Here is a 25,834-nt window from a genome sequence, read left to right on the forward strand (position 1 = left end):
TAAGAATTAGATGAATTATTTCCGGCTCGTTATTTCTCTTTCATAATTTAATTAACGCAAACCACGAGGAGGCATTTATGGCGATTCGTAATAATCGGGCAGAAATTTCACAGGCCCTTGGTGAAGCGGTATTAGATATTGTCCAAAAAGGGCATGAAGTGTCGCGGGAAAATCTGGCGCAGGCGATGAAAATCAAAGCCGAGAAAGAACGCGATGATGAACGGCTTCTGAACTACTGGAAAGCCTGCAATATGCTGGTCTGAACAACGCGGCGTTTAGCCAGGCTAAACGCCGCCCTTCGTTACTCGTCGAAGTACCAGTAGCCCTGGTTAATCAATCCGGTCAGCTCTTCCACAAACGCCGGATTATTCAGTGCGTCACCCAGCTCGGCCTGGCCCAGCTCGGTGTAGCGGCACAGCGCATCCGCGCCCTTCGCGTCCACCGTCTCCAGCTGCTCGCTGTTGATGAAGAAGCTGCCGTTGATGTTCAGCACGCGCAGGCCGCTCAGGCGAGACAGCGTTTCGCCGCCCTGCAGCGCATCCAGCACCTCTTCCGGCGCATACGGCGGTTCAGCGGCGGCGATATCCAGCTCGTGGCGCGGCGTGGAGACGAAGCTGCCAAACCATTTCGTGAAATCTTCGGTTTTGCCGATCGTGTCGATCATCATCTGGCGAATGCGATCCAGCTCGTACTGCTCCACGCGCCCGGGATGTTCGCGACAGGTCAGATCCGGATCGCTGTAGTGTTCCCCGCCCAGATCGTTTTCCAGCACGTAGTCGGCGAAGCTGCTAATCAGATCCCGGCCGTTTGGCCCGCGGAAGCCGACGGAGTAGTTGAGCGCGGTCTCATGGGTAAAGCCGTCGTGCGGGAATCCAGGTGGGATATAGAGGATATCGCCCGGCTCAAGATCTTCGTCGATGATCGGCTCGAACGGATCCACGTGCAGCAGCGCCGGATGCGGGCAGAACTGGCGCATCGGCAGCTTGTCGCCCACGCGCCAGCGGCGGCTGCCCATTCCCTGAATGATAAACACATCGTACTGATCGATATGCGGCCCTACGCCGCCGCCCGGGACGGAGAAGGAGATCATCAGGTCGTCCAGACGCCAGTCCGGCAGCACGCGGAACGGGCGTACCAGCTCCGCCGCAGGCATATGCCAGTGGTTCACCGCCTGCGCCAGCAGTGACCAGCCGGTCTCGCCGAGATGGTCAAAATGCTCAAACGGGCCGTTGCTCGCCTGCCACTTGCCGTTAGCATGGCTCACCAGGCGGCTATCCACTTCCGGCTCCATCGCCAGCCCAGCCAGCTCGTCCGGGGTAATCGGGTCGACAAAGTTCGGGAAGGCATTTTTCAGCACAACGGGTTGTTTTTGCCAGTATTTCTCGAGAAATTCCGGCCAGTTCAGGTTCAGTTGATACGCCATGGTCAGCACCAGTGAGAGGGGAAACAGGCGCGATTATAGGCAAGAAGGCAGAGGGGGAACTTGTCGTGGGTCAAACGCGGGCGCGTAGGTCAGGTAAGGCAACGCCCCACCCGACGCACGCGCGGGCTAAACTTAGTCCAGGTTCAGCTCGTCATAATGGGTAATCAGCTTGCCGACGATGCCGTAGTCCAGCGCTTCTGCCGGAGACATCCAGAAGTTGCGGTCGGTATCTTTTTTCACTTTTTCCAGCGGCTGGCCGGTAGCGTCAGCGATCAGCTTGTTCACGCGATCCAGCATGCGGATGATCTCACGCGCTTCGATCTCAATGTCCGACGCCTGGCCGCGCACGCCGCCCAGCGGCTGGTGGATCATAAAGCGGGTATTTGGCAGAGAGTAGCGATGCTCTTTTTTCGCCGCCAGGAAGATGGTGATCCCGGCGCTCGCCACCCAGCCGGTGCCAATCACGTGCACTTCCGGACGGATGAACTTGATGAAGTCGTGGATGGTATCGCCCGCTTCCACGTGGCCGCCCTGGCTGTTGATGTACAGCTTGATCGGATCGTTGCTCACGCTTTGCAGCAGGATCATCTGGGTGATGACCTTCTGCGCCAGCTCCTGGTTGATCTCACCGGAGATAACAATCGAACGGGACTCAAGCAGCTTTTGCTGTAGCGCGCCCGCGCCGTTTGACCCTTCTGCTTTTTCCTTGTCGCTTTCTTTCAGTGTGTAGTGCATTGTTATGTCCTCAGCATTTAGCGCTCAAAACCAGAGTGTAGCCTGTTTTACCGGTGAAAGTCCTCACAGACAAATAACGAGGGATCTTATGAATATTGCACACGTCGCTCTCTGGACCCGCAGCCTCGAGGCACAGGTTCAGTTCTGGGAAACGGTGTTTGGCGGCCGCAGCAATGAACGCTACGTCAGTCAAAACCGCCCGGGGTTTGAATCCCATTTTATTACGCTGGATAACGGGCCGACCATTGAGCTGATGACGCTGCCGGACCTGCCCGGCGCGCCGGCGCACCCGGAGTTCATCGGCTGGGCGCATATCGCCATTAACGTAGGCAGCAGGGCGCAGGTGGACAGCATGGCAGAGCGGGCGCAGGCAAACGGCACGCTGCTCAGCGCCCCGCGCATGACCGGTGACGGTTTTTATGAAGCGGTGATTGCCGATCCGGACGGCAACCGCATTGAGCTGGTCGGTGCATAAAATCAGCGTTTCGTTCCTTAACCGCCCCGCCATGGCTCGCTATACTTCATATGGTTATCATATTGTTAAATGATAATGATATTTAATGTGTTAAGATGAAAGTCAGCATAAACAGTCCCTTACGCAAACGTCGGGGGCTGTTTTTATTCTCGATGATTTACTGATCGCACCGGGGCGGTGAATGGAACACATTGTTTATGTGGTTGATGACGATGACACTGTCAGGCAGTCCGTGGTCGGGCTGCTGGAGTCAGCAGATTTACGCGCCCTTGGCTTCTCATCCGCAGAAGCCTTCCTGAACCATCCCTTTGAGGAGCTGCCCTCCTGCGTGATCCTGGACATGCAGATGCCGACAATCACCGGGTTTGACGTGGCGGACGCGCTGAAGGCCAGCGGGCGGGAAATACCGATTATCTTTCTCACCGGCCACGGCACCATTCCGATGTCCGTCCGGGCGATCAAAGGCGGGGCCTACGAGTTTCTCACCAAGCCCGTTGAGTCCGGCGCGCTGATTGATTCCATCGAATCCGCGCTCAGGCTGGCGGAACACAACGCCGTGCGCAACAAAGAGCATTTCGCCCTGAAGCAGCGGCACAGCTCCCTCACCCCGCGCGAACACGAGGTGCTGACGCTTGCGATTAGCGGCATGCTTAACAAGCAGATTGCCGCCGAGCTTGGCGTCAGTGAGATCACGGTTAAGGTCCATCGCCGCCGCGTGATGGAGAAGATGCAGGTGCGATCCGTCGCGGAGCTGGTCAGGGCCGTTGAGCGCCTGACCAAGGGACAGCCGACGGAGTAGCCGCTACGCCTCCTGCGCGGCAAGCGGCAGCGTAAAGGCAAACACGGTGCCGTGCGGCTCCCGCCGACGCGCGCTCAGCTTCCCGCAGTGGCGCTCAATGATGCTGGCGCTGATGGTCAGCCCCATCCCCATACCCTGCGCTTTGGTGGAATAGAACGAGTCAAAAATCTTCTCCAGCCGCTCAGGCTCTATGCCGCTGCCGGTATCGGCTATCTCCACCAGCACTCTCCCCTCCGCATTGCCGGTAGCGATGGCGATGGTGCAAGGCCGATCTTTCACTTCGGCCATCGCTTCTACCGCATTCATCACCAGGTTAAGCAGCACCTGCTGGATCTGCACGCTGTCGCCGGTGATAAAGCTGTCCTGCGCCTGCAAAAGGTAATCAACGCTTATGTGTCGCTGCTCAAGCTCGCTGCGCGACAGCGCGATGATATGGTGGATCAGGTAGTGCAGATCGATGCGCGAGAAGGTCGGATCCTGCTTGCGCGTCAGGGACTGGATGCTGCGGATGATCTCCCCCGCCCGCGCCCCTTCCGCGGCGATCTCCTCCAGCCCTTCGCGGACCTTATCCAGCCGGGCGGGCTCCCGGTTGAGCCAGCGCAGGCTCGCCCCGGCGTTCGAGACGATCGACATCAGCGGCTGGTTGATCTCGTGGGCGATGGAAGAGGTCAATTGCCCGACGGTGGTGGCCCGGGACACCCGTGCCAGATCCGCCTGCGCCACCCGCATCGCATCCTCCGCGGCGCGCTGGCTGGTGATGTCGGTGATGATGCCGTAATACTCGTTCACCTCGCTGCCCACGCCCACCGGATCGCCAATCCCGAGAATATAGCGGGTGGAACCGTCGGTACGCTTAACGCGAAACTCCGCCCGCATGGAGAGCCCGTCACGCACGCTTCCGGTGACGAGTGCGCTGATGCGGGCGTAGTCGTCCTCGTGAACGAAGGTTAAAAACTCCGCCATGGAGATCATTTTCTGCATCTCAGGCAGGCCGAGGATGCGGGCGTACTCCTCGGAGATAAACATCAGATCCTGCTCCAGCTCCCAGCGCCAGCTGCCGGTGTGGCTGATCTGCTCGCCCAGCATCAGCGAGGTCTGGCTGGATCGCAGCTCTTTCTCCACCCGTCGGCGCTGGATGTTTTCCGCCAGCAGCTCGGCGTACAGGCGCGCCGTCTCCAGCGAGACCGCCGCCTGCGCCCCCAGCAGGCTCACCACGCGGGAGTGCTCGGCGGTAAAGACCTCCGGCATGAGGCGATTTTCCAGGTAGAGCACGCCCACCAGCCGCGCCTGTTTGAACATCGGAACGCACATGACGGCCGCCCCCGAGGTCACCAGATAGGGATCCTGGCTGAAGGGGTGAAACTCCTCCGGCTTGCCGGTGCGGATCTCCTGCCCGGTGCGGATCACCGCCGCCAGCACCGACAGCGGCATATCGGTCGCCATCGGGGCTTCCTTCAGGATCCGCACCCGTACCCCCTCGGTGCTGGTCCAGGCGCTGGCCTCGATCTCCGGGATATGGTTGTCGCTCACGCGCAGCAGCAGGCCGCGCTGAGCACCGGCCCGTTCAAGCAGCAGCGTCATCAGGTTTTCAATCAGCCGCTCAAGGTTAATTTCTTCAGACAGCGCGCGCGACGCCTTGATCACGCTTTGCAGATCGCGGATCGTCTCATTCTGCGCAAACGCCACCGTGTCGTAGGCGCTGGCCTGCGCGGAGTTCAGCAGGTGCGGGAAATCCTGCTCAAGCTGACGCACTTTTGCCTGCGCCCCGGTGCGGCCCCAGGCGGCGATCGCCCCGCGGAAGTGGGCGTCCGAGGCGGTCGGATAGCCGCAGGCAAGGGCAAAGCGCCCTGCCAGCTCGTGGGCCAGCGCGTTCAGGGGGTTAAAGCCGCCTTCCCGCGAGAGGCGCACCGCCTTCTCATACTGCTCAAGCGCAATGCTGTTCATGCCGTCCAGGCGCACGATTTCGGCATAAATCAGCGCCTCTTTGTCGGCAAAGGTGCCCGGATTAATGCGCGCCCAGAGGGCGATTTTGTCGTAGTGGGCGTGAATGCTGCGGCGGTGATTTGCCGAGAAGGTCTCCGGCGTCAGCTGTCTGGAAAGCGACAGGGCGCTGTAGAGATGGTAATCCAGCAGGTGAATGTGCCCCGGCGCAGACCACGCGAACCAGCCCGCCTGCTCCAGCTCCGCCTGCGCGGCGGCATACTCCCCGCAGGTGAAGTGCGCCATGCCGCGATACAGCCAGTACCAGAACAGCATGGTCGAGGTATGCTCCGGGGCCTGCTCCGGCGAGGCGGGGAGCAGTGCTTCAGGCAGTACCTGTGACGCGCTCCAGGTGCCGATGGTTGGCGTGCGCAGAAACTCAACGTAGCCGCGCTGGAGCATAAAAATTGTTTCCACGTCCTGGAAGTGGGTTTTGCGCACAAACGCCAGGCCGCGATCGATGCTGGTCAGCACCCCGTCCAGGTGATCGCCCCGCGAGAGGAAGTTGATCACCTGGTGGCAGGCCGCAAAGCAGGCCACCGTCATGTCACCGTGGGTCACGGCGGCGGTAAAGCACGCCTTTGCACACTCGATGGTGAAGGACAGCGGCTGGGTCCAGACGCTGAGCTGGTCGAGCGGCAGCAGGGTTTTGGCTTCAAACGCATCGTAGCCGTGGCGATTGACCAGCTCGCGGGCCAGGGTGCCGTACTGGAACCCGAGGCGGTACTCGGCGTAGCGTTGACCAATCAACACCCCAAACCAGGCCATTGCCGTGGTGGAGGCGCCGGTAATGCCGTGGTCGAGGGTCAGGTGCATCATGCGGCAGAGCAGCAAAAAGTGCAGGCGTGGGCAGATAAAGCTGGCGCAAATGCTGGCGCTGTAGAGCAGGTTCATCACCGCTTCGGTTTGCGGGTTATCCATCTGCGAGAGCTGAACAAAAAGGTTTTGCGGCGCGTCGCCCGCGCGGTTGCAGAAGCGCTCCCAGGCCTCGTCACACTCGACGTCTTCCGGATAGTGGCTGATCTGGATGCCAAAAATCCCCAGCCAGCACAGCGCCGCCTCCAGCGCCAGGCGGCTGTCCGACTGTCTTATGTACACTTCCACCAGCAGGTTAGCCGCCAGCGCTTTTTCGGTCAGCCCGCCGGGGCAGCCGAGGATGGCGTCACACAGCTCGCGGGTTCGCGCCAGATGGCCGAGCGCAAATTCGCAGCCCGCCTCTTCGATATCGAGCATAAAATCTGACACTGCCCCGGCGTTGCCCAGCGCCCTGGCGGTCTGAATGTAGCTCAGCGCCGAAGGGTAATCGCCCGTGCGCTTCGCACGCCGCGCGGCCAGCAGGCTCAGCTCGCGGAACATCTGGCGCTGCGGCGCGGGCTGAATGCTGTCCAGGGCTGCCGTCACGTGGTGTACCGCGCGGAACAGGAGTTCGTTGCCCGCCGCCTGCCGCGCGGCCTCGGCCAGCAGGCTGGCGGTGGTCAGGTGCAGGTGACTTTTCTCACCCTGATCCAGCAGGGCGAAAGCGGCCTCCTGAACCCGATCGTGGGTGAAGGCGTACTCTTTTTCCGTCAGCACAATCAGCTGCGCTATCACCGCCGGGTGCAGGGCGTAACGAATTTCCGCGACCGACATCCCGACCACGCGGCACATCATTTCCAGCTCCCCCGTGCCGCCGAGACAGGCAATGCTGCCCAGCAGGCGACGCGTTTCGTCGGGCATCTCTTCGAGCTTTTCCAGCACCAGGGTAACGACGTTCTCGGTGTAATGCCGGGCGCGGATCGCCTGCAGATCGTACTGCCATTTATCCTGATACTTGTTGTGGACCACCAGCCCGTCATCAACAATGCGGCGGAAAAACTCATGCACGAACAGCGGGTTGCCGCCGGTTTTTTCGTGGATCAGCGTGGCGAGGTCGGTCGTCGCCGCGCTGCGGGTGCGAAACACCGTCGCCAGCCAGCGCGCCACCGCTTTAACCGAGAGCGCCTGCGGGACAATTTCCGTCGCGCGTTGCGCCGCCTCCGGCAGGCTCGCCAGCTGCTGCTGTAGCGCCGGGTCGGACAACGAATCAATATCGCGGTGCGCCGCCACCACCAGCAGCGGAATAACGCCGCAGTTCATCAGCAGGTGCTTCAGCGTATGCAGGCTGGCGGCGTCGCTCCACTGGAGATCGTCGAGCACCAGCACCAGCGGACAGCCCTGGGAGGCAAAGGTTTTGACCAGCACCAGCACCATATGGCTAAAGCGCGCCCGGGCATCAATGGAAAACGTATCCGCCGAAAAGCGGGGTTTACTCTCCAGCAGCAGGCCCAGCTCGGGCACCAGGCTGACCGCCAGCGCTTCATACCCCTCAAGGGCGCGCGAGAGGCGGATTTTCCACTTCGCCACCTCTTCAGCGGGCAGCCCGAGCAGGTGCAGCGTCAGGGTGCGAAACGCCGAGCTTAATACGCCGTAGGGCAACGTCGGCGAAAACTGATCGACCTTGCCCACCGCCAGCAGCACCCTGCGCTGCTGCAGCGTTTTTAGCGCCGTGGCGATGATGGAGGATTTACCGATCCCCGACGGCCCGCCGATCGTCACCAGCTCCGGCACAATGTTTTGCCCCACCCGCTCAAACGCGGCGATAACGTCGTTTGCCTGCGGATGCGCCGCAAACAGGGAGTCCGCCAGATGGATCGCCGGCGTCCGGTCCTGCTGGCCGGGCGCAAAGGCGACGATCTCGCCTTCGGAGGTTAACGTCGCCTGACAGCGTCGAAGATCGGCAATCAGCCCGTCGACCGTCTGGTAGCGGTTATCGGGATTCTTCTCCAGCAGCTTGAGGATGATGGTCGACAGCATGCCGGGCACGTCCGGGCGCATCACGGCGGGAGAAAGTGGCTCAGAGGCAATGTGGTAATGCGCCCAGTTGGTCTGCTCCTCCGCGGCCAGCTCAAACGGCAGGCGTCCGGTCAGCAGCTCATAAAGCACGATGCCCAGGCTGTAGAGATCGCTGCGGCAATCAACGGCGCGCCGGGTACGGGTGGTGTGCTCCGGAGACATATAGGCGGGCGTACCGCCCGAGACGGCCAGCCGGGTCTGGGAAAAAGCCCCGGAGATACTGCCTGAAAGGCCGAAGCTGCCCAGACGACAGCTGGAATCGTGATGAACGAAGATGGTGCCGGGTTTGATATCGCCGTGGATCAGGTTTTGCAGGTGCATCTGGCGCAGCGGCGCGCAGATCTGGATCGCCAGCTCGATAAACCGCGCGATCCCCGAGATCGCCCTACCCGCGCGTCGCGCCAGCAGCTCGAAGGAAAACGGGGCATACACCAGCGCGAAGCGCCCCCGGTACTGGGTGGAGGCCACGGCGCGGATGGCCCAGCCGTCCTGGAGAAGGTCTCGCAGCGCAAACTCATTTTTAAGCAGCCGGGTGGCCCGCTCTTCCTCTTCGTCGCTGACCGCGGTGGCAATGATAAAGGAGCCGCCAGAGTGAGGATGCCGCGCGTGCATCCAGGAGATCCCTCCCTCCTGCGCCAGCACGGTAAAAATGACATCTTCTTTAAGGACAAAAACCCGCCCTTCATGGAAATTTCCCTGGGCGGGCCAGAATGCAGGCAGCTCGTTTTCGTTCATCCGCGATCCTTATTGTCGGCGGGCCAGCTCCCGCTGAATATGATCCAGCAGAATATCGATGTTAATGGGCTTACGCAAAAATGCAGCGGCGCCCATATCAAGAGCGTACCGCTGCATATTTTCATCAGCATGACCGGAGATAAAGAGCACGGGGGGAGGCGGGGCGGCCAGCAGCCGCAGCTTTTCAAACAGCTCCAGGCCGCTCATGCCCCGCAGCTTGATATCGGCGATCACCAGCGACGCGCCGGACAGGGCGAACGGGTGGCTCAGAAACACCTCTGCCGAATCAAACGTATCGGTCGCATACCCTTCCGACTCCAGGAGGTTACTCAGCCCGCTGCGGACAGAACGTTCGTCATCGATGATGGCAATGCGCCACGGCAGCGTCATGCTGTTATTCCTCAGAAAATCATTAAACGTCGCGGTTTTCCTTCACGGGCGCGGAAGGCGCCGTGCCGCTGATTTTTGGCACACACTCGTGGCGAAACCAGGCGAGGGTCAGCGGTTCGCGACTCAGTACCCGACGCCCTACCGGGATCAGCTGTTCGCCGACCAGCATGCCAAACAGGCCAAGCAGGGCGACAACCGGCGGTGCCGGAGAATGGACGTTGAGCAGAGCGTAAAGTACCCCAGCCACCACACCGCACACCAGCGAAATTATCCAGGCCTTCATGACGACTCTCCTGCCGGATGGTGAACCACCGCCGGAACGCTCGCCATGCTGTCGCGGGCCAGCAGATGGCGCGTCGCCTGTTCACCCGCCAGCATCCCCAGCAGGCCAATCAGCGCCAGCGCGGGCGGCGCGGGGGAGCGTACCTTCAGCGCGGCATACATCAGGCCGATCAGCACGCCTGCCGCAAGGGATATCAACCCTGTACTCATAGAGAACTCCAGAAAGCAGTCAGTGGCAGGCCGGATGAGGGACCAGCCTGCCGCCGGGGCTTAGCGGGCCGGGACCGGCGCTAAGGTACGGTGCTCGCTCTTCTGGCGAGACGGAGATTTGTGCACCATGGTGTAAGCGTAATCAACGCCCATACCGTACGCGCCGGAGTGCTCGCGAACGATATCCATCACCGCGGTGTAGGTCTCTTTACGCGCCCAGTCGCGCTGCCACTCCAGCATCACCTGCTGCCAGGTCACCGGGATCACGCCCGCCTGGATCATGCGCTGCATCGCAAAGTCGTGAGCTTCTTTGGAGGTGCCGCCGGACGCGTCCGCCACCATATAAATTTCGTAGTCGCCTTCCAGCATCGCGCACAGGGCGAAGCTGTTGTTGCACACTTCGGTCCACAGGCCGGCAACCACCACCTTCTTCTTGCCGCTGGCCTTCAGCGCGTCGCGCACCTTCTGGTCGTCCCAGGAGTTCATGGAGGTACGCTCCAGGATATCCTGGCCCGGGAACACGTCCAGCAGCTCCGGGTAGGTGTTACCGGAGAAGCTTTCGGTCTCAACGGTGGTGATGATGGTCGGGATGTTGAACACTTTTGCCGCTTTCGCCAGCGCCACGGTATTGTTTTTCAGCACCTGACGGTCAATAGACTGCACGCCAAACGCCATCTGCGGCTGGTGGTCGATGAAAATAATCTGACAGTTCGCAGGGGTTAAAACTTCGAGCTTTGAAGTGGTCATAGCATTTTCCAGTGGTTAAGGGTGAAATCGCCGCGAGTGCCGCGCCGATAAAATCACCCCCATCCTGCGGTTTTCCGCCTCCGGGCGTAATTATCTCTTCGTATAGTTAACCTTAGGTATAGTTATACTTTGGTATACCTATCCTATTGTATAACTGGATCTTTGCCGAAACCGGTTCCCATAATCCTGACCATTCCCCTCTCAGTCAGGAGCAGTTATGGTTACCCTCGGTAAAGCCGATCTCATTCTGGTTAACGGCCAGTTTCACACCGTCGATCGCGAGAACCCTCTCGCCGAAGCCGTTGCCGTGCGCGACGGGAAATTTCTGGAAGTGGGTACCGTCGCCGAGGTGATGCAACACCACTGCGACGGCACCAAGGTGGTTGATTTGAAAGGCCACACCGCGATCCCCGGCCTGAACGACTCGCACCTGCACCTGATCCGCGGCGGGCTGAACTACAACCTCGAGCTGCGCTGGGAAGGCGTGCCGTCGCTGGCTGATGCCCTGCGCATGCTGAAAGAGCAGGCCCTGCGCACGCCGTCGCCCCAGTGGGTGCGCGTGGTGGGCGGCTGGAACGAGTTCCAGTTTGCCGAGCGCCGCATGCCGACTCTGGACGAGATCAACAACGCCGCGCCGGACACCCCGGTATTTATCCTGCACCTGTACGACCGCGCCCTGCTCAACCGCGCCGCGCTGAAGGTGGTCGGCTACACCAGGGACACGCCAAACCCGCCGGGCGGTGAGATCCAGCGCGACGCCAACGGCAACCCGACCGGGATGCTGATTGCCCGTCCGAACGCCATGATCCTCTACGCCACGCTGGCGAAAGGGCCGAAGCTGCCGCTGGAGCAGCAGGTCAACTCCACCCGCCAGTTCATGCGCGAGCTGAACCGACTGGGGCTGACCAGCGCCATCGACGCGGGCGGCGGCTTCCAGAACTACCCGGAAGATTACGAGGTGATTGCCGAGCTGCACGAGAAAAAGCAGATGACCATCCGCATCGCCTACAACCTGTTTACCCAGCGTCCGGGCCACGAGCTGGAAGACTTTGAAAAATGGACCGACATGCTCACGCCGGGCCAGGGAAGCGACTTCTTCCGCCACAACGGCGCGGGCGAGATGCTGGTCTTCTCCGCCGCTGATTTTGAAGACTTCCTCGAGCCGCGCCCGGATCTCGCGCCGGGCATGGAGGACGAGCTGGAGCGCGTGGTGCGCCATCTGGTGGAGCACCGCTGGCCGTTCCGCCTGCACGCCACCTATAACGAATCCATCAGCCGCATGCTGGACGTGTTCGAGAAGGTAAACCGCGACATTCCGTTCAACGGCCTGCACTGGTTCTTCGACCATGCGGAGACCGTCACCCAGGCCAACATCGACCGCATCAAAGAACTGGGCGGCGGCATTGCCGTCCAGCACCGCATGGCCTTCCAGGGCGAATACTTCGCCGAGCGCTACGGCATCGAAGCCACCCGCCACACGCCGCCGGTGGCGAAAATGCTCGAGACCGGCGTGCCGGTGGGCTTAGGGACGGACGCCACCCGCGTGGCGAGCTACAACCCGTGGACCGCGCTCTACTGGCTGGTCTCCGGCCGCACCGTCGGCGGGATGCAGATGTACGACCACAGCGCCCGTCTGGACCGCGATACCGCCCTGATGCTCTGGACCCAGGGCAGCGCGTGGTTCTCCAGCGAGCAGAACCAGAAGGGGCAGATCAAGGTCGGCCAGCTTGCCGATCTGGCGGTGCTGAGCAAAGACTACTTCCGCGTGCCGGAAGAGGAGATCAAGGGCATCGAGTCCGTCCTGACGGTGGTGAACGGCGATATCGTCTACGCCGCAGGAACCTTTGGCCCGCTGGCCCCGCCGGCCATTCCGGTCCTGCCCGAGTGGTCGCCGGTAGTGAAGGTACCGGGCCACTACCGCAGCGCGCCGCCGCAGGCCGCACGCGTCGGCTTGAGTGTGGTTCACCACTGCAGCGGCCCGTGCGGCGTGCACAGCCACCAGCACGATTTTGCCCGCACATCAGCAATGCCGGTGTCCGACGATAACGCTTTCTGGGGGGCGCTGGGCTGCAGCTGCTTTGCATTCTGATGAAAAACACCTTTACCCCGCCCCGGGTCGACCTGGGGCTGTTCTTCCTGCGCCTCGCCGGCAGCCTGCTGCTGCTGTACGTTCACGGCCTGCCGAAGGTGCTGCACTTCAGCGAAGAGCTGACGCGCATTGAGGATCCGTTCGGCTTCGGGCCGTATGCGAGCCTGATCCCGGCGATTGTCGCCGAGGTGATTTGCCCGCTGTTTATCATTGCGGGCGTCTACACCCGCCTGGCGTGCCTGCCGATTATCGCCGTGCTGCTGGTGGCGATGCTGGTGGTACACCCGAACTGGTCGATTGCCGAAGGGCAATTTGGCTGGCTGCTGCTGATTATCTTCACCACCCTCGCCCTCACCGGGCCGGGCCAGTGGCGCGTGCAGCGTAAGGCTGCGGAGAGGTTCGCATGACCCAGGTTAACGACGTTCGCGACGCCCACGTTGAGCCAGCGCCCGCACCGACGGTTTCCCCCTGGCAGCCGCTGAGCCAGCCGGTGTTCCGCATGCTGTGGATCGCCACGGTGGTCTCTAACGTCGGCTCATGGATGAGCGACGTCGGCGTCAACTGGAGCATGCTGACCCTGAGCGCCGATCCGCTGAATATCGCGCTGGTGCAGGCGGCCAGCAGCCTGCCGATGTTCCTCTTCGCCCTGCCCTCCGGGGTGATGGCGGACATCGTCGACCGGCGAAAATACCTGCTCTTCTCCCAGCTGTGGGTGTTCATCGCCGCCGCCGGGCTGACGGTGCTCTCCTTCACCGGACACGTTACCCCCACCGTTCTGCTGGTGGCGACGTTTCTGCTGAGCGTGGGCGCGGCGATGAGCTCGCCGCCGTTCCAGGCCGTGGTGCCCGACCTGGTGAGCAAGCCGGAGCTGGGCGCCGCCGTGGCGCTCAACTCGCTCGGGGTGAACATCAGCCGGGCGATTGGCCCCGCGCTGGGCGGTTTTCTGCTCTCGCTCGCCGGGCCGTGGATGGTGTTTGCCCTGAACGCGCTCTCCGTGGTTGGCGTAGCGTGGGTGCTGTGGCGCTGGCGTCCGGCGCCGTCCGTGCAGCGTCTGCCGCCGGAGCACTTCTTCTCGGCGGTGCGCTCCGGCATTCGCTACGTGCACGCCGCGCCGGTGCTGCGCAATGTGCTGGTGCGTACCGTGGCCTTCTTCGTTTTCGGCAGCGCGGGCTGGGCACTGCTGCCGCTGGTGGCGCGCCGCGAGCTGGGCTTAGGCCCCGCGGGCTACGGCGTGATGCTGGCCTGCATTGGCCTGGGGGCGATTGCCGGGGCGATCCTGCTGCCGCGCCTGCGCCAGCGGCTGAACGCCGACCGGCTGATGGTGGCCGCCAGCCTGACGTTTGCCCTCACCATGCTGGCGCTGGCGTTCGTGCGCCACTTCTGGCTGCTCAACCTGTTTGAGTTTTTCACCGGCTTCGCGTGGATTGCGGTGCTCTCCACCCTCAACCTCGGCGCGCAGCGCAGCGCCGCCCGCTGGGTGAAGGCCCGCGCGCTGGCGGTGTATCTGACGGTGTTCTTCGGCTCGATGACCGCAGGCAGCGCCATCTGGGGACAGATCGCTTCGCAGTTCGGCACCCCGACCTCGCTGGTGGTCGCCACGCTGGGGATGGCGCTGGCAAGCGCGACGGCGTTCCGCTGGAAGCTGGAGAAAGATCCTGATTTAAATCTCGACCTCAGCGGCCAGCCCCTGGACGGCGTGGAGATCGACCTGCCGAACGAGCGCGGCCCGGTGCTGGTGTCGCACGAGTACATCATCGACCCGCACAACGCGAAAGCGTTTTTGCAGGCGGTGCACGAGCTGCGCCGGGTGCGCCGCCGCGCCGGGGCGATGAGCTGGGCGGTGTACGAAGATATTGAGCGCCCAGGACTGTTTATCGAGACCTTCCTGATGGGCTCGTGGATTGAGCATCTGCGCCAGCAGGAACGCCACACCATGAATGACCTCCTGCTGCAGAGCCGCGTTCTGGCTTTTCATCAGGGCACAACATCACCGGCCATTCGCTACCTGGTTGCGCCGGTATAACCATAACCATCACCTGTACAGGAACACACTATGGCAACGTTTAAGGCACAAGACGGCACGCAGATTTACTACAAAGACTGTGGCGCGGGCAAACCGGTTCTCTTCAGCCACGGCTGGCCGCTGGACGGCGACATGTGGGACAGCCAGCTGAACTACCTGGCCGAGCGCGGCTTCCGCGCCATCGCCTTTGACCGTCGCGGCTTTGGCCGCTCGGATCAGCCGTGGAACGGCTACGACTACGACACCTTTGCGTCCGACATTAACGACCTGATTACCACTCTGGATCTGCAGGACGTGACGCTGGTGGGCTTCTCCATGGGCGGCGGCGACGTGACCCGCTACATCAACAACTACGGCAGCGCGCGCGTGGCCGGTCTGGCGCTGCTGGGCGCGGTGACGCCAATCTTCGGCAAATCCGACTCCTTCCCGCAGGGTGTGGATCAGAGCGTGTTCGACGGCATTCGCGACGGGCTGCGTAAAGATCGCGCCCAGTTCATCAGCGACTTCGCCACCCCGTTCTACGGCACCAACGCCGGGCAGACCGTCTCTGCCGGCGCGCTGACCCAGACGCTGAACATCGCCCTGCTGGCGTCCCTGAAGGGCACCATCGACTGCGTGACCGCCTTCGCCGAAACCGACTTCCGCCCGGATATGGCGAAAATCGACGTGCCAACGCTGGTTATTCACGGCAGCAACGACCAGATCGTGCCGTTTGAAAGCACCGGCAAGCTGGCGGCAGAGATGATCAAAAACGCCACGCTGAAGGTGTACGACAACGCGCCGCACGGCTTCGCGCTGACCCACCAGGATCAGCTCAACGAAGATCTGCTGGCGTTTGTGAAGTCGCTGTAATGTCCCGGGGCTGACGCCAGCAGGCGTCAGCCTGAATATGCGCTTCCCGGCATACTAAATTTGAGCGTAGAACTCCCTCTCCCTTGTGACTAGTATTCCTTCATTTCAAAGGGAGACTACATAAGATGAATATCCAGTTTCATAAGCGGCTAACCCGAAAGTTTATCTTCGCTATTTTAACATCCTCTTCATTTGTCACAGCCTGTACATTTAGCGTTATATGGTTCTATCTTGCGAATATTGACCGGCTTGATATTTTATACGATGCGTTGAGCGTGAGTAGCGCAGTAGGAATAATATTTGGATTTACCCTTGTATCACTAATTGGCTTCAGCCTTGTCATTTTTATCTCATCTTTCCTTGCTTACTTAATTTACACCGCACATGAGAAAGAGTTTGTTAAATACGAAGGTTTGACACATAGTTTTACCTCAGTCTGTTTTGGTAATAGCTTTGTGATGTGCGTTGTGCTTATCGGAGCGTTTTGCTTACAATTTTTTCTGGATATAAATGGTTTTATCGTTCTTGCCTTAGCGGTAGCCATAATACTGGCCGCATCGTATGGCTTATGCTACAAGCTTATGTTCAACGTTCAGTCATATAAGGATGTTGATAATACGCGTGATGTAAAATATTTGCAGAAAAACGCCGTCAGGAACTGGCTGCCTCTGTTATTGATTGCCCCTGCTTTTACACAAATCTTCCCACTCATTTTTATCGCGGGCCAGCTAGATTTTAACGAAGAAAGTAATACATTATTACAGGTTATCATTTTTCTTGCGCTCTCGGTCGCGATGATTATTGTGGGCATTTTCCCCGGGATGATCCTGATAAATGAGAAGAAAAACAAAAGTATATTGCAAATAATCATTTATACACTAATCATTATTCCTGTCAGCATGCTTGTCCTGACAATGATTTTCCGCCCCACCCCCAATATGATCATTAACATGACCATGAACCTTTCCGGCATAAGCGACTGGCGCACGCATCAATATTACATAGATACTCATACTCACCCGCCAGCGATGTTTGATGGTTTAACATGGAACACACGTTACTATAAAGATATCCCTTCGAGATTCTTTATCACCGGCGTAAACATTTTCTCGCTTGGAAATATTCAGCTTATTTGCCCTACACAAATCAATCATGCCAGATCGCTGAGCCTGAAAACTACGCCAGAGAATTTTGACGAATATGACCTTCGCATAAAACGATTAAAAAACACCGCTATGAAATGTATCCCGTTTAAGAAAGATGAGATACACCAATGGGATTCGCCTATAGCTGAGCCTGTTTATTTTCAGAAAATAAAATCTACCGGTGATAGCCTTTTATTAAAGTTGCTTCATGATATCAAGTAGCTTGTTAAGAAACGCCCGCAGCGCGGGCGCTACTTAATCAATTCACCGTAAGCGTAGGCTCATGCTTCTGCCCAGGCTGACCGCGTTGCACAACGCCTTGCTCGCGCTCCGCCAGCAGCCGACAAATCTCCGCGTGCTTCTCCTCGGTAAAGGTAAAGCGCGACATAAAGCCCATGCGGATCAGCGAGCCAATCGCCGGCAGCAGGCAGATCCCGAAGAACAGCCCCGACAGCACGCCTTCGCTCTGGATCTGAGCCTGCGGCACGTAGCCGATCATCGTCAGGAACACGCCGATGAGCCCGCCGCCCACCGCCACCGACATCTTGCCGGTAAAGGTCTGCCCGGAGAAGGTGATCGCCGCGCAGCGCTTGTGGGTGTGGTACTCCGCGTACTCGATGGTGTCGGCAATCATCGACGAGGTGAGGATGTTGGTCATCATCACGAACAGCGTGCTCAGGCCGAGCAGAATAAACAGCATCGTCACCTGCTGATACCCGATGAACCACATCACCACGCGCACCGCCACGTCCAGCCCGCAGAGGATCATAAACAGCTTCCGCTTCTGCATCCGGCGCGTCAGCATCGGGGCCACCAGGCACAGCACCGCCGCCACAATCCCCATCACGCCAATCGCCATCTGCAGGCTGCCGTCGCCGAGGTTGTTGATAAAGAAGTAGATATACAGCCCGCCCGCCACGTTGTGGAACACGCAGAAGAAGAACGACAGCAGGACAATAAACAGCGGCTTGTTCTGGCGCAGGTTGTGGAAGGTGTCGCGGATGGACACCTTTTCCGGGCTCGGCGGCACGCGCTCTTTGATCTGCATAAAGCCGTTGAGCATCAGCGGCAGGCCCACCAGCATCATCACCAGCGCCGCCATAAAGTAGCCTTTATCATTGCTGTACTGGGCGAAAAACGCCGCCAGCTTCGGGAAGAAGATGTTGGCGCAGGCGATCCCGGCGTTCACCCCGAGCATCGCCGCCGTCACCGCGCGGGTGCGCTGGCCGGAGTCGTTGGTCATCACCGACGACATCGACCAGAACGGGATATCGGAGATCGCGTACAGCGTCCCCCACAGGATATACGTCACCCCGGCATAGAGGATTTTGGTGGTCATGTCCGCTTCGATTTTATAGAACGACAGCAGCGTGACGCCGGTGATCAGCAGCGGCGCGATCAGCAAAAAGTGGCGAAACTTGCCGAACCGGCTGTTAATGGTGTCCATGATGCTGGCAAACAGCGGATCGTGAACCGCGTCCCACGCGCGGGCAATCAGGAAGATGGTGCTCGCCGCCAGCGCCGAAATCCCCAGCACGTCGGTGTAAAAATAGTTAATAAACGAACCCACTAAACCAAAGCTAAAACACTGACCTAATCCATAGCCAAAATAAGACCACAGCTCGCGAGACGGTATTTTCATTGTCGTTGCCATTGATATATGCCTGCCTGGTTGCCCGGCGGTTGGCCGCCGGGTCGATATTATTAGCCTTGCGCCTTCGGGGCGATCTTGCGCAGCTGCTGCATCAGGGCGATTTCACGGCGCGAGAACGGAATGCCGTTCTCCTCAAACACGTCGTGGAACCAGAGGCGGCAGTAGTCCGTGGACTCCTTCATCACCACCGGCCACGGCAGCCACGTCTGGGTTTTGCCGCGCACCAGCCCCCACTGGTACGGCGCGACCTTCGCCGCGTACATCAGCGGAAGCTGCTCCTCGATAGTGCTGCCCACGTGGCGCGCCAGCCATTCAGTGCAGAACAGCGGACGACCGAGCTGTTGCAGCTGCTGGATAATCGCCGTCATGCGCCCGGTGTGGGTGTAAGCGTGGAAGCTCACCACGTCCGAGAGCGCCAGTGCGGTCTGGTCCAGCGGATGCTGGAAGAACGTCTCGCCCCCCTCTTCCGGCGGCAGGCGCCACGCGCAGACGGTGAGCGGCTGGGTCGGGTCCTCTTCACGCACCCACTGGAACGCCAGCTTCATCAGTTCGTGAGCGCAGGTCTCCAGCTTCGCGTCGTACTGCACCTCCTGCGTGCCGGTCGCGAAAATGCCGCGGTTGCCCGGCTCGTTATAGAGATCCCACAGCAGCACGCGCTTATCGTCGCGGAACTGGCGGACAACGTCGCGGATGTAGCGTTCAATGTCTGCCCAGCAGTCGGGATCGCACACTTTATCGCGCCCCGGGCTCGCCGCCGCCTGGCTGTTGTGCTTGCCCGGAACCGGCGGCTTTTGCGGGCCGAGGTACGGCTCGTCGCCGGAGAAGCCGCAGTCGTCCATCAGGGTGAGCATGGTGCTGAACCCGTGACCGTAGGCAATGGTCAAAAACCGGTCGATGCGCGCCATCAGCCCGTCGCGGTCATGCTCCCAGACGATAAACGGCAGGTTGATGCGCAGGGTGTTGTAGCCCGCCTCCGCCGCCCAGCCCAGCTCGCGCTCGATGGTGACGGCGTCGAAGGTCTCTGCCTGCCAGATATCGGTCCAGTTCACCGCCGTCGACGGCAGATAGTTAAACCCGCACAGCCAGCCTTTTTGCTGATACCACGCCTGTGCCTGCTCCCTGCTCCACTGCTCTTTCATTACGCGTCCTCTCACTGATAATGTTTAGCTAATAAATATTAGTCGCGGGATAAATGCGCAAATCACGGCGCTCAGAAAAGCGACGGCCCTCACAAAGTTCACGCTTCGATGAATGAGAAACGTGATCGACGGCGCTAAAGCGTGCGGTTAGGGTATGATGCGAAATCGCGAAAGGGAGAGGACGGATGAAGCGAAAAACGAAAGTGACGATGAACGATATTGCGCGGGCGGCGGGCGTGTCGCAGGCGACGGTATCGCTGGTGCTTAACCAGTCCCGCAACATCAAGCTCAGCGACGACACCCGCCAGCGGGTGATTGGCGTCGCTACCGAGCTCGGCTACGACCGCCTCCCCGCCGTTCACGCCCCGCGCAACCAGGAAGAGATCGCCATGCTGGTCAGCTCCATGCAGAGCTTCGACCCGTTTATCGACGCCATCAGCCAGGCGCGGGAAGCGGCGTGGCGCAACGAGACGCTGCTCACCGTCTACGACTACGGCGACGATATCGAGCTGGCGCTGAACATCATCCGCCAGCTGGAGAAGCGCAACTGCATCGGGATTATTCTCGCGTCTCCGGTCACCACGCTGGTGGACATGACGGACTTCCAGGACTGCACCCGCATTCCGCTGGTGCTGCTTAACCAGCGCGACCCCGGCTCGCCGCTGCTGCCATCGTTTATCCCGGACGACTACGCCAACGCCTTCCAGGTGACTAAACACCTCATCGCCTGCGGGGCCACGCGCATCGCCCACATCACCGGCGAGAGCTGGATGGAGGCCTCGCGCCAGCGTCTGGCGGGCTACCAGGCGGCGCTGCAGCAGGCCGGACTCGCGTGCGAAGACGACCTGGTACGCCAGACCAACTGGCAGTTCAGCGAATCCTTTACCGCCACCACCTCCCTGCTGGAACTGGCCGAGCGCCCGGACGCCATCTTCTGCGCCAGCGACTGGCTGGCGATTGGCTGCTATCAGGCGCTGGCGGTAAACGGCGTGCGCATCCCCCAGGATATGCTGCTGGCGGGCTACGACGACCAGAAGATCTCCGAGCAGCTCACCCCGCCGCTGACCAGTATCCAGCTGCCCTACAGCGAGCTGGGACGGCTGGCGGTGGAATACCTGTGCAATCAGGAAGATGCCGCCACGCACGTGACGCTGGCGGGCAGGCTGAAGGTGCGCGCCTCAAGCCTCGTCTGAGGTAAACACCATGCCCGCATAGGGCTTCTCGCGACACGCCGCCAGCCGCGCGGCGAGGCTGCCCACGTGCAGCTCCAGCTTGTGACCGTCCGGATCGAGAAAATAGAACGACGCCCCCTCGCTTTTGTTCTGCTTCCAGACGGTGACGCCCGCCTGCTCAAGCCTGTGCGAGTACGGTTCAAAATCCGCTTCCGCGACGGTAAACGCGTAGTGGGTGTAGTCGCTCTCCTGCGGCGGCACGTACTTGCGCGCCTCGTCGTACGACAGGCAGACCCACAGATCGCCGCAGGTGAGATAGGCCCCGGTATTCCAGCGGGCGTGCAGCGCAAGCCCCAGCAGCTCGTGCCAGAAGGTGACGCTTTTTTGCAGGTCGCTGACCGCGAGGGTCAGGTGGTTGAGTGATTGCAGCATGACGTGCCCTTTTGTTTTTCGCGCCGGACGTGGTACGGTAAAGAGATGAACATAAACCACGCCGTGCTCACCGTAAACCGCTGGTGGCTGCCTTCTTAAAGGCGGCACGGAGTAGTTTTTCCCATTTTCAGATAGCCGCCGAAAGGCGGCTTTCTCACATCTAAGACCCCTTTCGGCATTACCACGTTAAGGAGTCTTTATGAACCCGCAAACTATCCTCACCGGCGATCGCCCAACCGGCCCGCTGCACCTCGGCCACTTCGTCGGATCGCTGCGCCAGCGCGTGGCGCTGCAGCAGACGCACAACCAGTTTGTGCTGATTGCCGACCTGCAGGGGCTGACCGACAACGGCAGCAACCCGCAAAAAATCCGCGACAACATCCCCGAAGTCCTGGCCGACTACCTCGCCGCGGGCATCGACCCACACCTGACCACGATCTGCCTGCAGTCCGCCCTGCCCGCCCTCGCCGAGCTGACGATGCTGTATATGAACATCGTCACCGTCGCCCGCGTGGAGCGTAACCCGACGGTGAAAAGCGAGATTGTGCAGAAAGGCTTTGCCCGCTCGCTGCCGGTCGGGTTTATGGCCTATCCCATCAGCCAGGCGGCGGACATCACCGCGTTTAAGGCCGAGTGCGTGCCCGTCGGCGACGACCAGCTGCCGATGATTGAGCAGACCAACGAGATTGTGCACAAGATGAACAGCCTGCTGCCCGCTCCGGTGCTGCGCCACTGTAAGGCGATGCTGAGCGACACCAGCCGCCTGCCCGGCATCGACGGCAGCGCCAAGATGTCGAAATCGCTGGGCAACACGCTGCACCTCTCGGCCAGCGAAGAGGCTATTCACCGTGCGGTCAGCGCCATGTACACCGACCCGAACCACCTGAAGGTGAGCGACCCGGGGCAGATTGAGGGGAACGTGGTGTTTACATATCTCGACGCGTTTCATCCGGACAAGGACAAAGTGGCGGCGATGAAGGCGCATTACCAGGCGGGCGGGCTGGGTGACCGCGCGTGCAAGAACGAGCTGGAGGGATGTTTGCAGGAACTGATTGCGCCGATGCGGGAGCGGAGAGCGATGTATATGCGTGACAAGGGCGAGCTGATGGCGATGCGAAGGCCGGACTCGAACATCGCAACTATCCTTATGATTTTTAGTGAATAAAGCATATTACATTAGCGAAGATACCATCATTCATACCAACAAAATTGGTTTGACTTACCAATTCTAATATGACCACATCATAACCAGATTAACAACCAGCTTCAAAACATAGCCTTCTATAGATCAAATAAGAAATTTGACCAGCAGAGCATTCTTAAAGACTATAAAGTTGTATTATTAGTCAAAATGAGCCGACACAATGGAAAGGGAGCTTATGGTCGTTGAAAATTTTTCAGGAAAATCAGTTGATTACCAAATTAACGTAGGGATTGACTATGCTAAAGTGGTTGACTTGCAGAGCAAATGGGGTGCCTATCGTGCTGATTTATTGTCAGCTCTAATTACTGCTAACCCCGGTATGGCCACTGATAACGAGTTAGCAAGGAAAATTCTGGCAGATAACAGCCTTTCTGATTGGCATTGGGACTGGTGCCGCAAGCTTTTGCAATGTAATGGTGATGATTATCAGTGGTTTTTTCTGCAAATAAACGACGCAGTTCAAGGTGTTTGTGTTCTTTACCATCCAAAAGAAAGTCGATTTGATAATAATAAAATTTTCTACGTGGATTATATTGCAACAGCATACTGGAATCGTCCTCGTCCTAACTTTACCCCTAAATATAGTGGAGTAGGCAAAGAGCTTATCCAACATACAATTAATTATGCCTGTTCAAACTGGGGGTATAGACCTGGTTTTTGCCTACATGCACTCCCAAGTGCAGAGGGTTTCTATAACCATCTTGGCATGACTGATTTTGGCGTCGACCATGAAAAAGAAAATCTCCGATTTTATGAGGCATCACAGGTTGTCGCATCAACTCTCGGAGGAATTTCAAATGCCGCATGAGAAAGATTTCTTTGTATCAAATCAGTTTAGTGAGTCTGATTTGGAAATTTTACTAAATTTCCAAAAGATAAAAAACAGCAAAAAAATAAAAGATATTATTTCCCGTAAACCAGAAATGGAAAACGAAAATCAATTCCTACTTGATGTAGCAAAAAATTTAACATTTAACAAAAATAAACTATTTAGAAAAAGAGATGATGCTAATTCTGAACTCATAAATTTATGGTTATCATTAATAGAAAAAAAGTCATTAAACACCTATTTAAAAGGAAATACAAAGGTCTTCACAGATCTGGATTTTGAAAATCTCGGAATAATTGCAAGTTTGAGCAGGGATGTACAATCTATTCATTATATTTCAAGAATCCTTAAAGAAGAATATGGTATTATTCTAATAATTGAAAAATCATTCAAAGGTATGAAGTTAGATGGCTGTACCTTTTGTTTACCAAATAAAACACCAGTCATAGGTCTAAGTTTAAGATATTCGAGATATGATTACTTTTGGTTTACATTAATGCATGAATTATCCCACATTGCTCTGCACTATGATAAATTAGATACGCCAATCCTCGATGATTTAGACATTGACACAGAAACAGACGTAGAGATTGAGGCTAACAGAGCCGCAGCTGATAGTCTGATACCCAGAGAAGCAAATAGAGCTGTCTTTCGGACATTTAATGAACCTGATAGTCTAATATCTGTCTGCGAAAGATTTAATATACACCCAATAATCGCTGCTGGTGCGGTAAGAAATAAACACAAAAATTATGTTATCTTCTCAAGTTTAGTCAATTCAATTGATGTCAGAAGGGAGCTTGGTTTGAATGAGTAAATATATCCCATTTTTAAAAGCAAAAAGCAACGAAACTCAAGCCCTCGAAGAGCTTTACAAAAAAGATGCTACAATCTTCACACAAATCACTCCATTCTTCGATATACCAAGAGAATCAAATAATCAAACAATGGAAAATGTCTTGAATAAAGCTCATTCTTTCAAAAAGAGATTGGATAATAAAGCTTTATTTAAAAACATGGAATTTTACATAGATAATTATGACCTGGATGATGAAATATTAATTGATGGAGTGGAGCAATACGAATATATACTGTCTCTTTTTCGTGATTACTTATATATTCCTGTGATCGGTATCAACCGATTAGAGAAACACAATAAAAGTGTTTACGATAGCCTATCAATTAACGGAGGAAAATTAGCCATAAGGTTAGTTGCTGAAGATATTGAGAGCTATAAAATAACAAAAATGCATCTCTTGAAGATGATGGCAATCATTAGAAATCTGAAAGTAGAACAATTGCACTTAATTATAGATCTACGATACATTCAGCCAACTGACATAAAGCGACTAACTGACATGGCTGAATACTTTATTGTAAATGTAAATAAAGACTTTCACTTTGATAAGTGTATTATATCAGCCTCTTCGATACCGGCTAATATTTCCTCATTACTTGAAACCTATCAAAGAAAATCGTTCACGAGAGCGGAGTGGAAAATTTGGGACACATTAGTTAACGAAAAGAAAATTGGTAATATTATATACGGGGATTATGGAATTGTTAGCCCTGATTATTCTGATATAGATTTAGATCCGAAGCTATTTAGAAAAGTTTCCGCACCAAAAGTATTTTATACGTATAAGAATAATATGTTTTGTGTTAGAGGTGGATCTTTCCAGAATGATGAGAGAGGAAATGGTCAATATTATGATATTGCCACAATAATCCATGACCAAAAATTCTTCAGGGCAACTACATTCTCATATGGGGAACAATATGTTTATGATAGAAGTAGTTATTCGCCTAAAAAACCAGATAAAGCAGGTAATCCCTCATCCTGGATTAAAGCCATGCTGACTTCACACATTAAGTTTGTTTTACACTGCATCCCTTAATTTTAGTCGATTAGATATGATGCTTTGTATAGTTTGCAAAGCATCACTTTTCTTAAGCGAACTACTAAGCATTTCGGCTATTTCCATCCTCGTGTGTGATCTTTTAACTGGTACAGAGGCTTCATTTGCTACCTTCAACATTTCGTCCTTCCATAACATCATGAAAGCATTTTCTTTTCTGAAGAAAATATTATCTTTAGCCCCCCTTATATATTTGAAAGTAATGTTATTATCTTTTAATTCTACTAATATGATTCCCCAGAAGGATGGGGAACGCTTTAATGCCCATGTTAAATGATTTTTTGTAGTTACAAGTGTAATTTTGTTGAAAGAAGTATTATAATAATTAGCTTGAGTAAGGATTCTTCCAATTGAATCAGTCTCTCCTTTAATCTCGTAGCAATGTAAATAACTATATGCTGCTACGACATCAGCTATTGCTCTTCCGTTCTCGATATGCAATTCTTCAATAATCCTTTCTGGCGCTGGTTTTTTAGCCAGTAAAAAATTTATTAATGCAGTGCGAATTTTATTATCATTGAGCATGTATACCTCCATCCCTCTTAGGATTCATTTTATATTAAAAAGAGATTTTGGTCAATATTGTTAAAGCAAGGGCTAACTCAACGAAGCGCTACGCTGCTTCATTGAGTTTCCCCTTGTTTTTTCGCCTTTCAGTTGAAAAAAGTTAAAATCAATATAATACATGTATATTGACATCTGACCATTTTATTATATAAATAAAATAAT

At 56.8% G+C, this 25,834-nt stretch carries 24 protein-coding genes; 13 read left to right on the forward strand and 11 right to left on the reverse strand.

The window, feature by feature from the left end; all coding sequences use genetic code 11:
- Positions 1-77: 77 nt before the first annotated feature.
- Positions 78-263 carry a DUF2767 family protein gene (locus MOQ06_RS14985; RefSeq protein ID WP_148422086.1) on the forward strand — a complete coding sequence of 62 codons (186 nt, stop codon included), beginning with the start codon at positions 78-80 and terminating at the stop codon, positions 261-263.
- A 38-nt stretch (positions 264-301) separates the two neighbouring features.
- Here the strand turns inward: MOQ06_RS14985 and MOQ06_RS14990 are convergent, their stop codons facing one another.
- Positions 302-1,423 (reverse strand): cupin domain-containing protein, encoded by a 1,122-nt coding sequence (locus MOQ06_RS14990; protein ID WP_193354811.1) that lies wholly within the window; start codon positions 1,421-1,423, stop codon positions 302-304.
- Between the two features lie 132 nt (positions 1,424-1,555).
- Positions 1,556-2,158 (reverse strand): ATP-dependent Clp protease proteolytic subunit, encoded by a 603-nt coding sequence (locus MOQ06_RS14995; RefSeq protein ID WP_148422090.1) that lies wholly within the window; start codon positions 2,156-2,158, stop codon positions 1,556-1,558.
- An 88-nt stretch (positions 2,159-2,246) separates the two neighbouring features.
- On the opposite strand from MOQ06_RS14995, the gene MOQ06_RS15000 reads away from it, so the two are divergent.
- Together MOQ06_RS15000 and MOQ06_RS15005 are read left to right on the forward strand one after the other, a co-directional pair.
- On the forward strand, positions 2,247-2,633 hold the full coding sequence (locus tag MOQ06_RS15000) for a VOC family protein (protein WP_242173770.1): 387 nt from the start codon (positions 2,247-2,249) through the stop codon (positions 2,631-2,633).
- A 181-nt stretch (positions 2,634-2,814) separates the two neighbouring features.
- Positions 2,815-3,432 (forward strand): response regulator, encoded by a 618-nt coding sequence (locus MOQ06_RS15005; protein WP_148422094.1) that lies wholly within the window; start codon positions 2,815-2,817, stop codon positions 3,430-3,432.
- Between the two features lie 3 nt (positions 3,433-3,435).
- Here MOQ06_RS15005 and MOQ06_RS15010 read toward each other — a convergent pair whose 3' ends face one another.
- Genes MOQ06_RS15010 through MOQ06_RS15030 form a run of 5 tightly spaced genes read right to left on the reverse strand, consistent with a single transcriptional unit; the run spans position 3,436 to position 10,647 of the window.
- Positions 3,436-9,018 carry an ATP-binding protein gene (locus tag MOQ06_RS15010; RefSeq protein WP_242173772.1) on the reverse strand — a complete coding sequence of 1,861 codons (5,583 nt, stop codon included), beginning with the start codon at positions 9,016-9,018 and terminating at the stop codon, positions 3,436-3,438.
- A 9-nt stretch (positions 9,019-9,027) separates the two neighbouring features.
- Entirely contained in the window at positions 9,028-9,408 is a 381-nt protein-coding gene (locus MOQ06_RS15015) for a response regulator (RefSeq protein WP_242173775.1), read from the reverse strand.
- A gap of 22 nt (positions 9,409-9,430) precedes the next feature.
- Positions 9,431-9,691 (reverse strand): XapX domain-containing protein, encoded by a 261-nt coding sequence (locus MOQ06_RS15020; protein WP_148422096.1) that lies wholly within the window; start codon positions 9,689-9,691, stop codon positions 9,431-9,433.
- Positions 9,688-9,900: a DUF1427 family protein gene (locus MOQ06_RS15025; RefSeq protein WP_242173777.1), complete on the reverse strand. Its 213-nt coding sequence runs from the start codon at positions 9,898-9,900 to the stop codon at positions 9,688-9,690. Before MOQ06_RS15025 ends, MOQ06_RS15020 begins: the two co-directional genes overlap by 4 nt.
- A 60-nt stretch (positions 9,901-9,960) precedes the next feature.
- Positions 9,961-10,647 carry a hydrolase gene (locus MOQ06_RS15030; protein WP_148422098.1) on the reverse strand — a complete coding sequence of 229 codons (687 nt, stop codon included), beginning with the start codon at positions 10,645-10,647 and terminating at the stop codon, positions 9,961-9,963.
- 217 nt (positions 10,648-10,864) lie between these two features.
- On the opposite strand from MOQ06_RS15030, the gene MOQ06_RS15035 reads away from it, so the two are divergent.
- The 5 genes from MOQ06_RS15035 (at position 10,865) to MOQ06_RS15055 (ending at position 16,978) form a co-directional block, all read left to right on the forward strand.
- On the forward strand, positions 10,865-12,736 hold the full coding sequence (locus MOQ06_RS15035) for an amidohydrolase (RefSeq protein ID WP_242173779.1): 1,872 nt from the start codon (positions 10,865-10,867) through the stop codon (positions 12,734-12,736).
- Positions 12,736-13,143 (forward strand): DoxX family protein, encoded by a 408-nt coding sequence (locus MOQ06_RS15040; RefSeq protein ID WP_242173781.1) that lies wholly within the window; start codon positions 12,736-12,738, stop codon positions 13,141-13,143. The genes MOQ06_RS15035 and MOQ06_RS15040 overlap by 1 nt, the downstream gene beginning before the upstream one ends.
- Complete coding sequence (locus MOQ06_RS15045; protein ID WP_242173783.1) at positions 13,140-14,759, forward strand: MFS transporter; 1,620 nt, start codon at positions 13,140-13,142, stop codon at positions 14,757-14,759. Before MOQ06_RS15040 ends, MOQ06_RS15045 begins: the two co-directional genes overlap by 4 nt.
- 30 nt (positions 14,760-14,789) lie before the next feature.
- Positions 14,790-15,611 (forward strand): alpha/beta hydrolase, encoded by an 822-nt coding sequence (locus MOQ06_RS15050; RefSeq protein ID WP_242173784.1) that lies wholly within the window; start codon positions 14,790-14,792, stop codon positions 15,609-15,611.
- 125 nt (positions 15,612-15,736) lie between these two features.
- Positions 15,737-16,978 carry a hypothetical protein gene (locus MOQ06_RS15055; protein ID WP_242173786.1) on the forward strand — a complete coding sequence of 414 codons (1,242 nt, stop codon included), beginning with the start codon at positions 15,737-15,739 and terminating at the stop codon, positions 16,976-16,978.
- A 37-nt stretch (positions 16,979-17,015) separates the two neighbouring features.
- Here MOQ06_RS15055 and MOQ06_RS15060 read toward each other — a convergent pair whose 3' ends face one another.
- Both MOQ06_RS15060 and MOQ06_RS15065 read right to left on the reverse strand, forming a co-directional pair.
- Positions 17,016-18,410, reverse strand: coding sequence for an MFS transporter (locus MOQ06_RS15060; RefSeq protein WP_242173788.1), 1,395 nt, complete (start codon positions 18,408-18,410; stop codon positions 17,016-17,018).
- A 50-nt stretch (positions 18,411-18,460) separates the two neighbouring features.
- Positions 18,461-19,549: a cellulase family glycosylhydrolase gene (locus MOQ06_RS15065; protein WP_242173789.1), complete on the reverse strand. Its 1,089-nt coding sequence runs from the start codon at positions 19,547-19,549 to the stop codon at positions 18,461-18,463.
- Positions 19,550-19,734: 185 nt separating this feature from the next.
- Between MOQ06_RS15065 and MOQ06_RS15070 the strand changes: the two genes are divergently transcribed.
- Positions 19,735-20,742 (forward strand): LacI family DNA-binding transcriptional regulator, encoded by a 1,008-nt coding sequence (locus MOQ06_RS15070; RefSeq protein ID WP_242173793.1) that lies wholly within the window; start codon positions 19,735-19,737, stop codon positions 20,740-20,742.
- Here MOQ06_RS15070 and fosA read toward each other — a convergent pair.
- Entirely contained in the window at positions 20,728-21,153 is a 426-nt protein-coding gene (gene fosA / locus MOQ06_RS15075; protein WP_242173794.1) for a FosA/FosA2 family fosfomycin resistance glutathione transferase, read from the reverse strand. The two genes, MOQ06_RS15070 and fosA, sit on opposite strands and share 15 nt — an antisense overlap.
- A 199-nt stretch (positions 21,154-21,352) precedes the next feature.
- On the opposite strand from fosA, the gene trpS reads away from it, so the two are divergent.
- The 4 genes from trpS to MOQ06_RS15095 all read left to right on the forward strand — a co-directional run bounded on the left by trpS (position 21,353) and on the right by MOQ06_RS15095 (position 25,084).
- The gene (trpS, locus tag MOQ06_RS15080) at positions 21,353-22,318 is read left to right on the forward strand and encodes a tryptophan--tRNA ligase (protein WP_242173797.1); all 966 of its coding nucleotides are present in this window, start codon (positions 21,353-21,355) and stop codon (positions 22,316-22,318) included.
- A gap of 199 nt (positions 22,319-22,517) precedes the next feature.
- Positions 22,518-23,165 carry a GNAT family N-acetyltransferase gene (locus tag MOQ06_RS15085; RefSeq protein ID WP_073558044.1) on the forward strand — a complete coding sequence of 216 codons (648 nt, stop codon included), beginning with the start codon at positions 22,518-22,520 and terminating at the stop codon, positions 23,163-23,165.
- On the forward strand, positions 23,155-24,003 hold the full coding sequence (locus tag MOQ06_RS15090; RefSeq protein WP_242173799.1) for an ImmA/IrrE family metallo-endopeptidase: 849 nt from the start codon (positions 23,155-23,157) through the stop codon (positions 24,001-24,003). The genes MOQ06_RS15085 and MOQ06_RS15090 overlap by 11 nt, the downstream gene beginning before the upstream one ends.
- Complete coding sequence (locus tag MOQ06_RS15095; protein ID WP_242173801.1) at positions 23,996-25,084, forward strand: beta family protein; 1,089 nt, start codon at positions 23,996-23,998, stop codon at positions 25,082-25,084. Before MOQ06_RS15090 ends, MOQ06_RS15095 begins: the two co-directional genes overlap by 8 nt.
- Here MOQ06_RS15095 and MOQ06_RS15100 read toward each other — a convergent pair.
- Positions 25,067-25,630 (reverse strand): sce7726 family protein, encoded by a 564-nt coding sequence (locus MOQ06_RS15100; RefSeq protein WP_032330846.1) that lies wholly within the window; start codon positions 25,628-25,630, stop codon positions 25,067-25,069. The two genes, MOQ06_RS15095 and MOQ06_RS15100, sit on opposite strands and share 18 nt — an antisense overlap.
- Positions 25,631-25,834 lie beyond the last annotated feature (204 nt).

Source organism: Enterobacter sp. I4 (assembly GCF_022669095.1).
In the GTDB taxonomy this organism is placed as follows: Bacteria; Pseudomonadota; Gammaproteobacteria; order Enterobacterales; family Enterobacteriaceae; genus Enterobacter; species Enterobacter pasteurii.

Bases quoted from the DNA above. Each gene is read 5' to 3' on its own strand.
- MOQ06_RS15005 (WP_148422094.1), top strand. From the start codon at position 2,815: ATGGAACACATTGTTTATGTGGTTGATGACGATGACACTGTCAGGCAG.
- trpS (WP_242173797.1), top strand. From the start codon at position 21,353: ATGAACCCGCAAACTATCCTCACCGGCGATCGCCCAACCGGCCCGCTG.
- MOQ06_RS15100 (WP_032330846.1), bottom strand. From the start codon at position 25,630: ATGCTCAATGATAATAAAATTCGCACTGCATTAATAAATTTTTTACTG.
- MOQ06_RS15025 (WP_242173777.1), bottom strand. From the start codon at position 9,900: ATGAGTACAGGGTTGATATCCCTTGCGGCAGGCGTGCTGATCGGCCTG.
- MOQ06_RS15040 (WP_242173781.1), top strand. From the start codon at position 12,736: ATGAAAAACACCTTTACCCCGCCCCGGGTCGACCTGGGGCTGTTCTTC.
- MOQ06_RS15015 (WP_242173775.1), bottom strand. From the start codon at position 9,408: ATGACGCTGCCGTGGCGCATTGCCATCATCGATGACGAACGTTCTGTC.
- MOQ06_RS15070 (WP_242173793.1), top strand. From the start codon at position 19,735: ATGAAGCGAAAAACGAAAGTGACGATGAACGATATTGCGCGGGCGGCG.
- MOQ06_RS15010 (WP_242173772.1), bottom strand. From the start codon at position 9,018: ATGAACGAAAACGAGCTGCCTGCATTCTGGCCCGCCCAGGGAAATTTC.
- MOQ06_RS15095 (WP_242173801.1), top strand. From the start codon at position 23,996: ATGAGTAAATATATCCCATTTTTAAAAGCAAAAAGCAACGAAACTCAA.
- MOQ06_RS15050 (WP_242173784.1), top strand. From the start codon at position 14,790: ATGGCAACGTTTAAGGCACAAGACGGCACGCAGATTTACTACAAAGAC.
- MOQ06_RS14985 (WP_148422086.1), top strand. From the start codon at position 78: ATGGCGATTCGTAATAATCGGGCAGAAATTTCACAGGCCCTTGGTGAA.
- MOQ06_RS15030 (WP_148422098.1), bottom strand. From the start codon at position 10,647: ATGACCACTTCAAAGCTCGAAGTTTTAACCCCTGCGAACTGTCAGATT.
- MOQ06_RS15045 (WP_242173783.1), top strand. From the start codon at position 13,140: ATGACCCAGGTTAACGACGTTCGCGACGCCCACGTTGAGCCAGCGCCC.
- MOQ06_RS15085 (WP_073558044.1), top strand. From the start codon at position 22,518: ATGGAAAGGGAGCTTATGGTCGTTGAAAATTTTTCAGGAAAATCAGTT.
- MOQ06_RS14990 (WP_193354811.1), bottom strand. From the start codon at position 1,423: ATGGCGTATCAACTGAACCTGAACTGGCCGGAATTTCTCGAGAAATAC.
- MOQ06_RS15000 (WP_242173770.1), top strand. From the start codon at position 2,247: ATGAATATTGCACACGTCGCTCTCTGGACCCGCAGCCTCGAGGCACAG.
- MOQ06_RS15065 (WP_242173789.1), bottom strand. From the start codon at position 19,549: ATGAAAGAGCAGTGGAGCAGGGAGCAGGCACAGGCGTGGTATCAGCAA.
- MOQ06_RS15055 (WP_242173786.1), top strand. From the start codon at position 15,737: ATGAATATCCAGTTTCATAAGCGGCTAACCCGAAAGTTTATCTTCGCT.
- MOQ06_RS15020 (WP_148422096.1), bottom strand. From the start codon at position 9,691: ATGAAGGCCTGGATAATTTCGCTGGTGTGCGGTGTGGTGGCTGGGGTA.
- MOQ06_RS14995 (WP_148422090.1), bottom strand. From the start codon at position 2,158: ATGCACTACACACTGAAAGAAAGCGACAAGGAAAAAGCAGAAGGGTCA.
- MOQ06_RS15060 (WP_242173788.1), bottom strand. From the start codon at position 18,410: ATGGCAACGACAATGAAAATACCGTCTCGCGAGCTGTGGTCTTATTTT.
- fosA (WP_242173794.1), bottom strand. From the start codon at position 21,153: ATGCTGCAATCACTCAACCACCTGACCCTCGCGGTCAGCGACCTGCAA.
- MOQ06_RS15035 (WP_242173779.1), top strand. From the start codon at position 10,865: ATGGTTACCCTCGGTAAAGCCGATCTCATTCTGGTTAACGGCCAGTTT.
- MOQ06_RS15090 (WP_242173799.1), top strand. From the start codon at position 23,155: ATGCCGCATGAGAAAGATTTCTTTGTATCAAATCAGTTTAGTGAGTCT.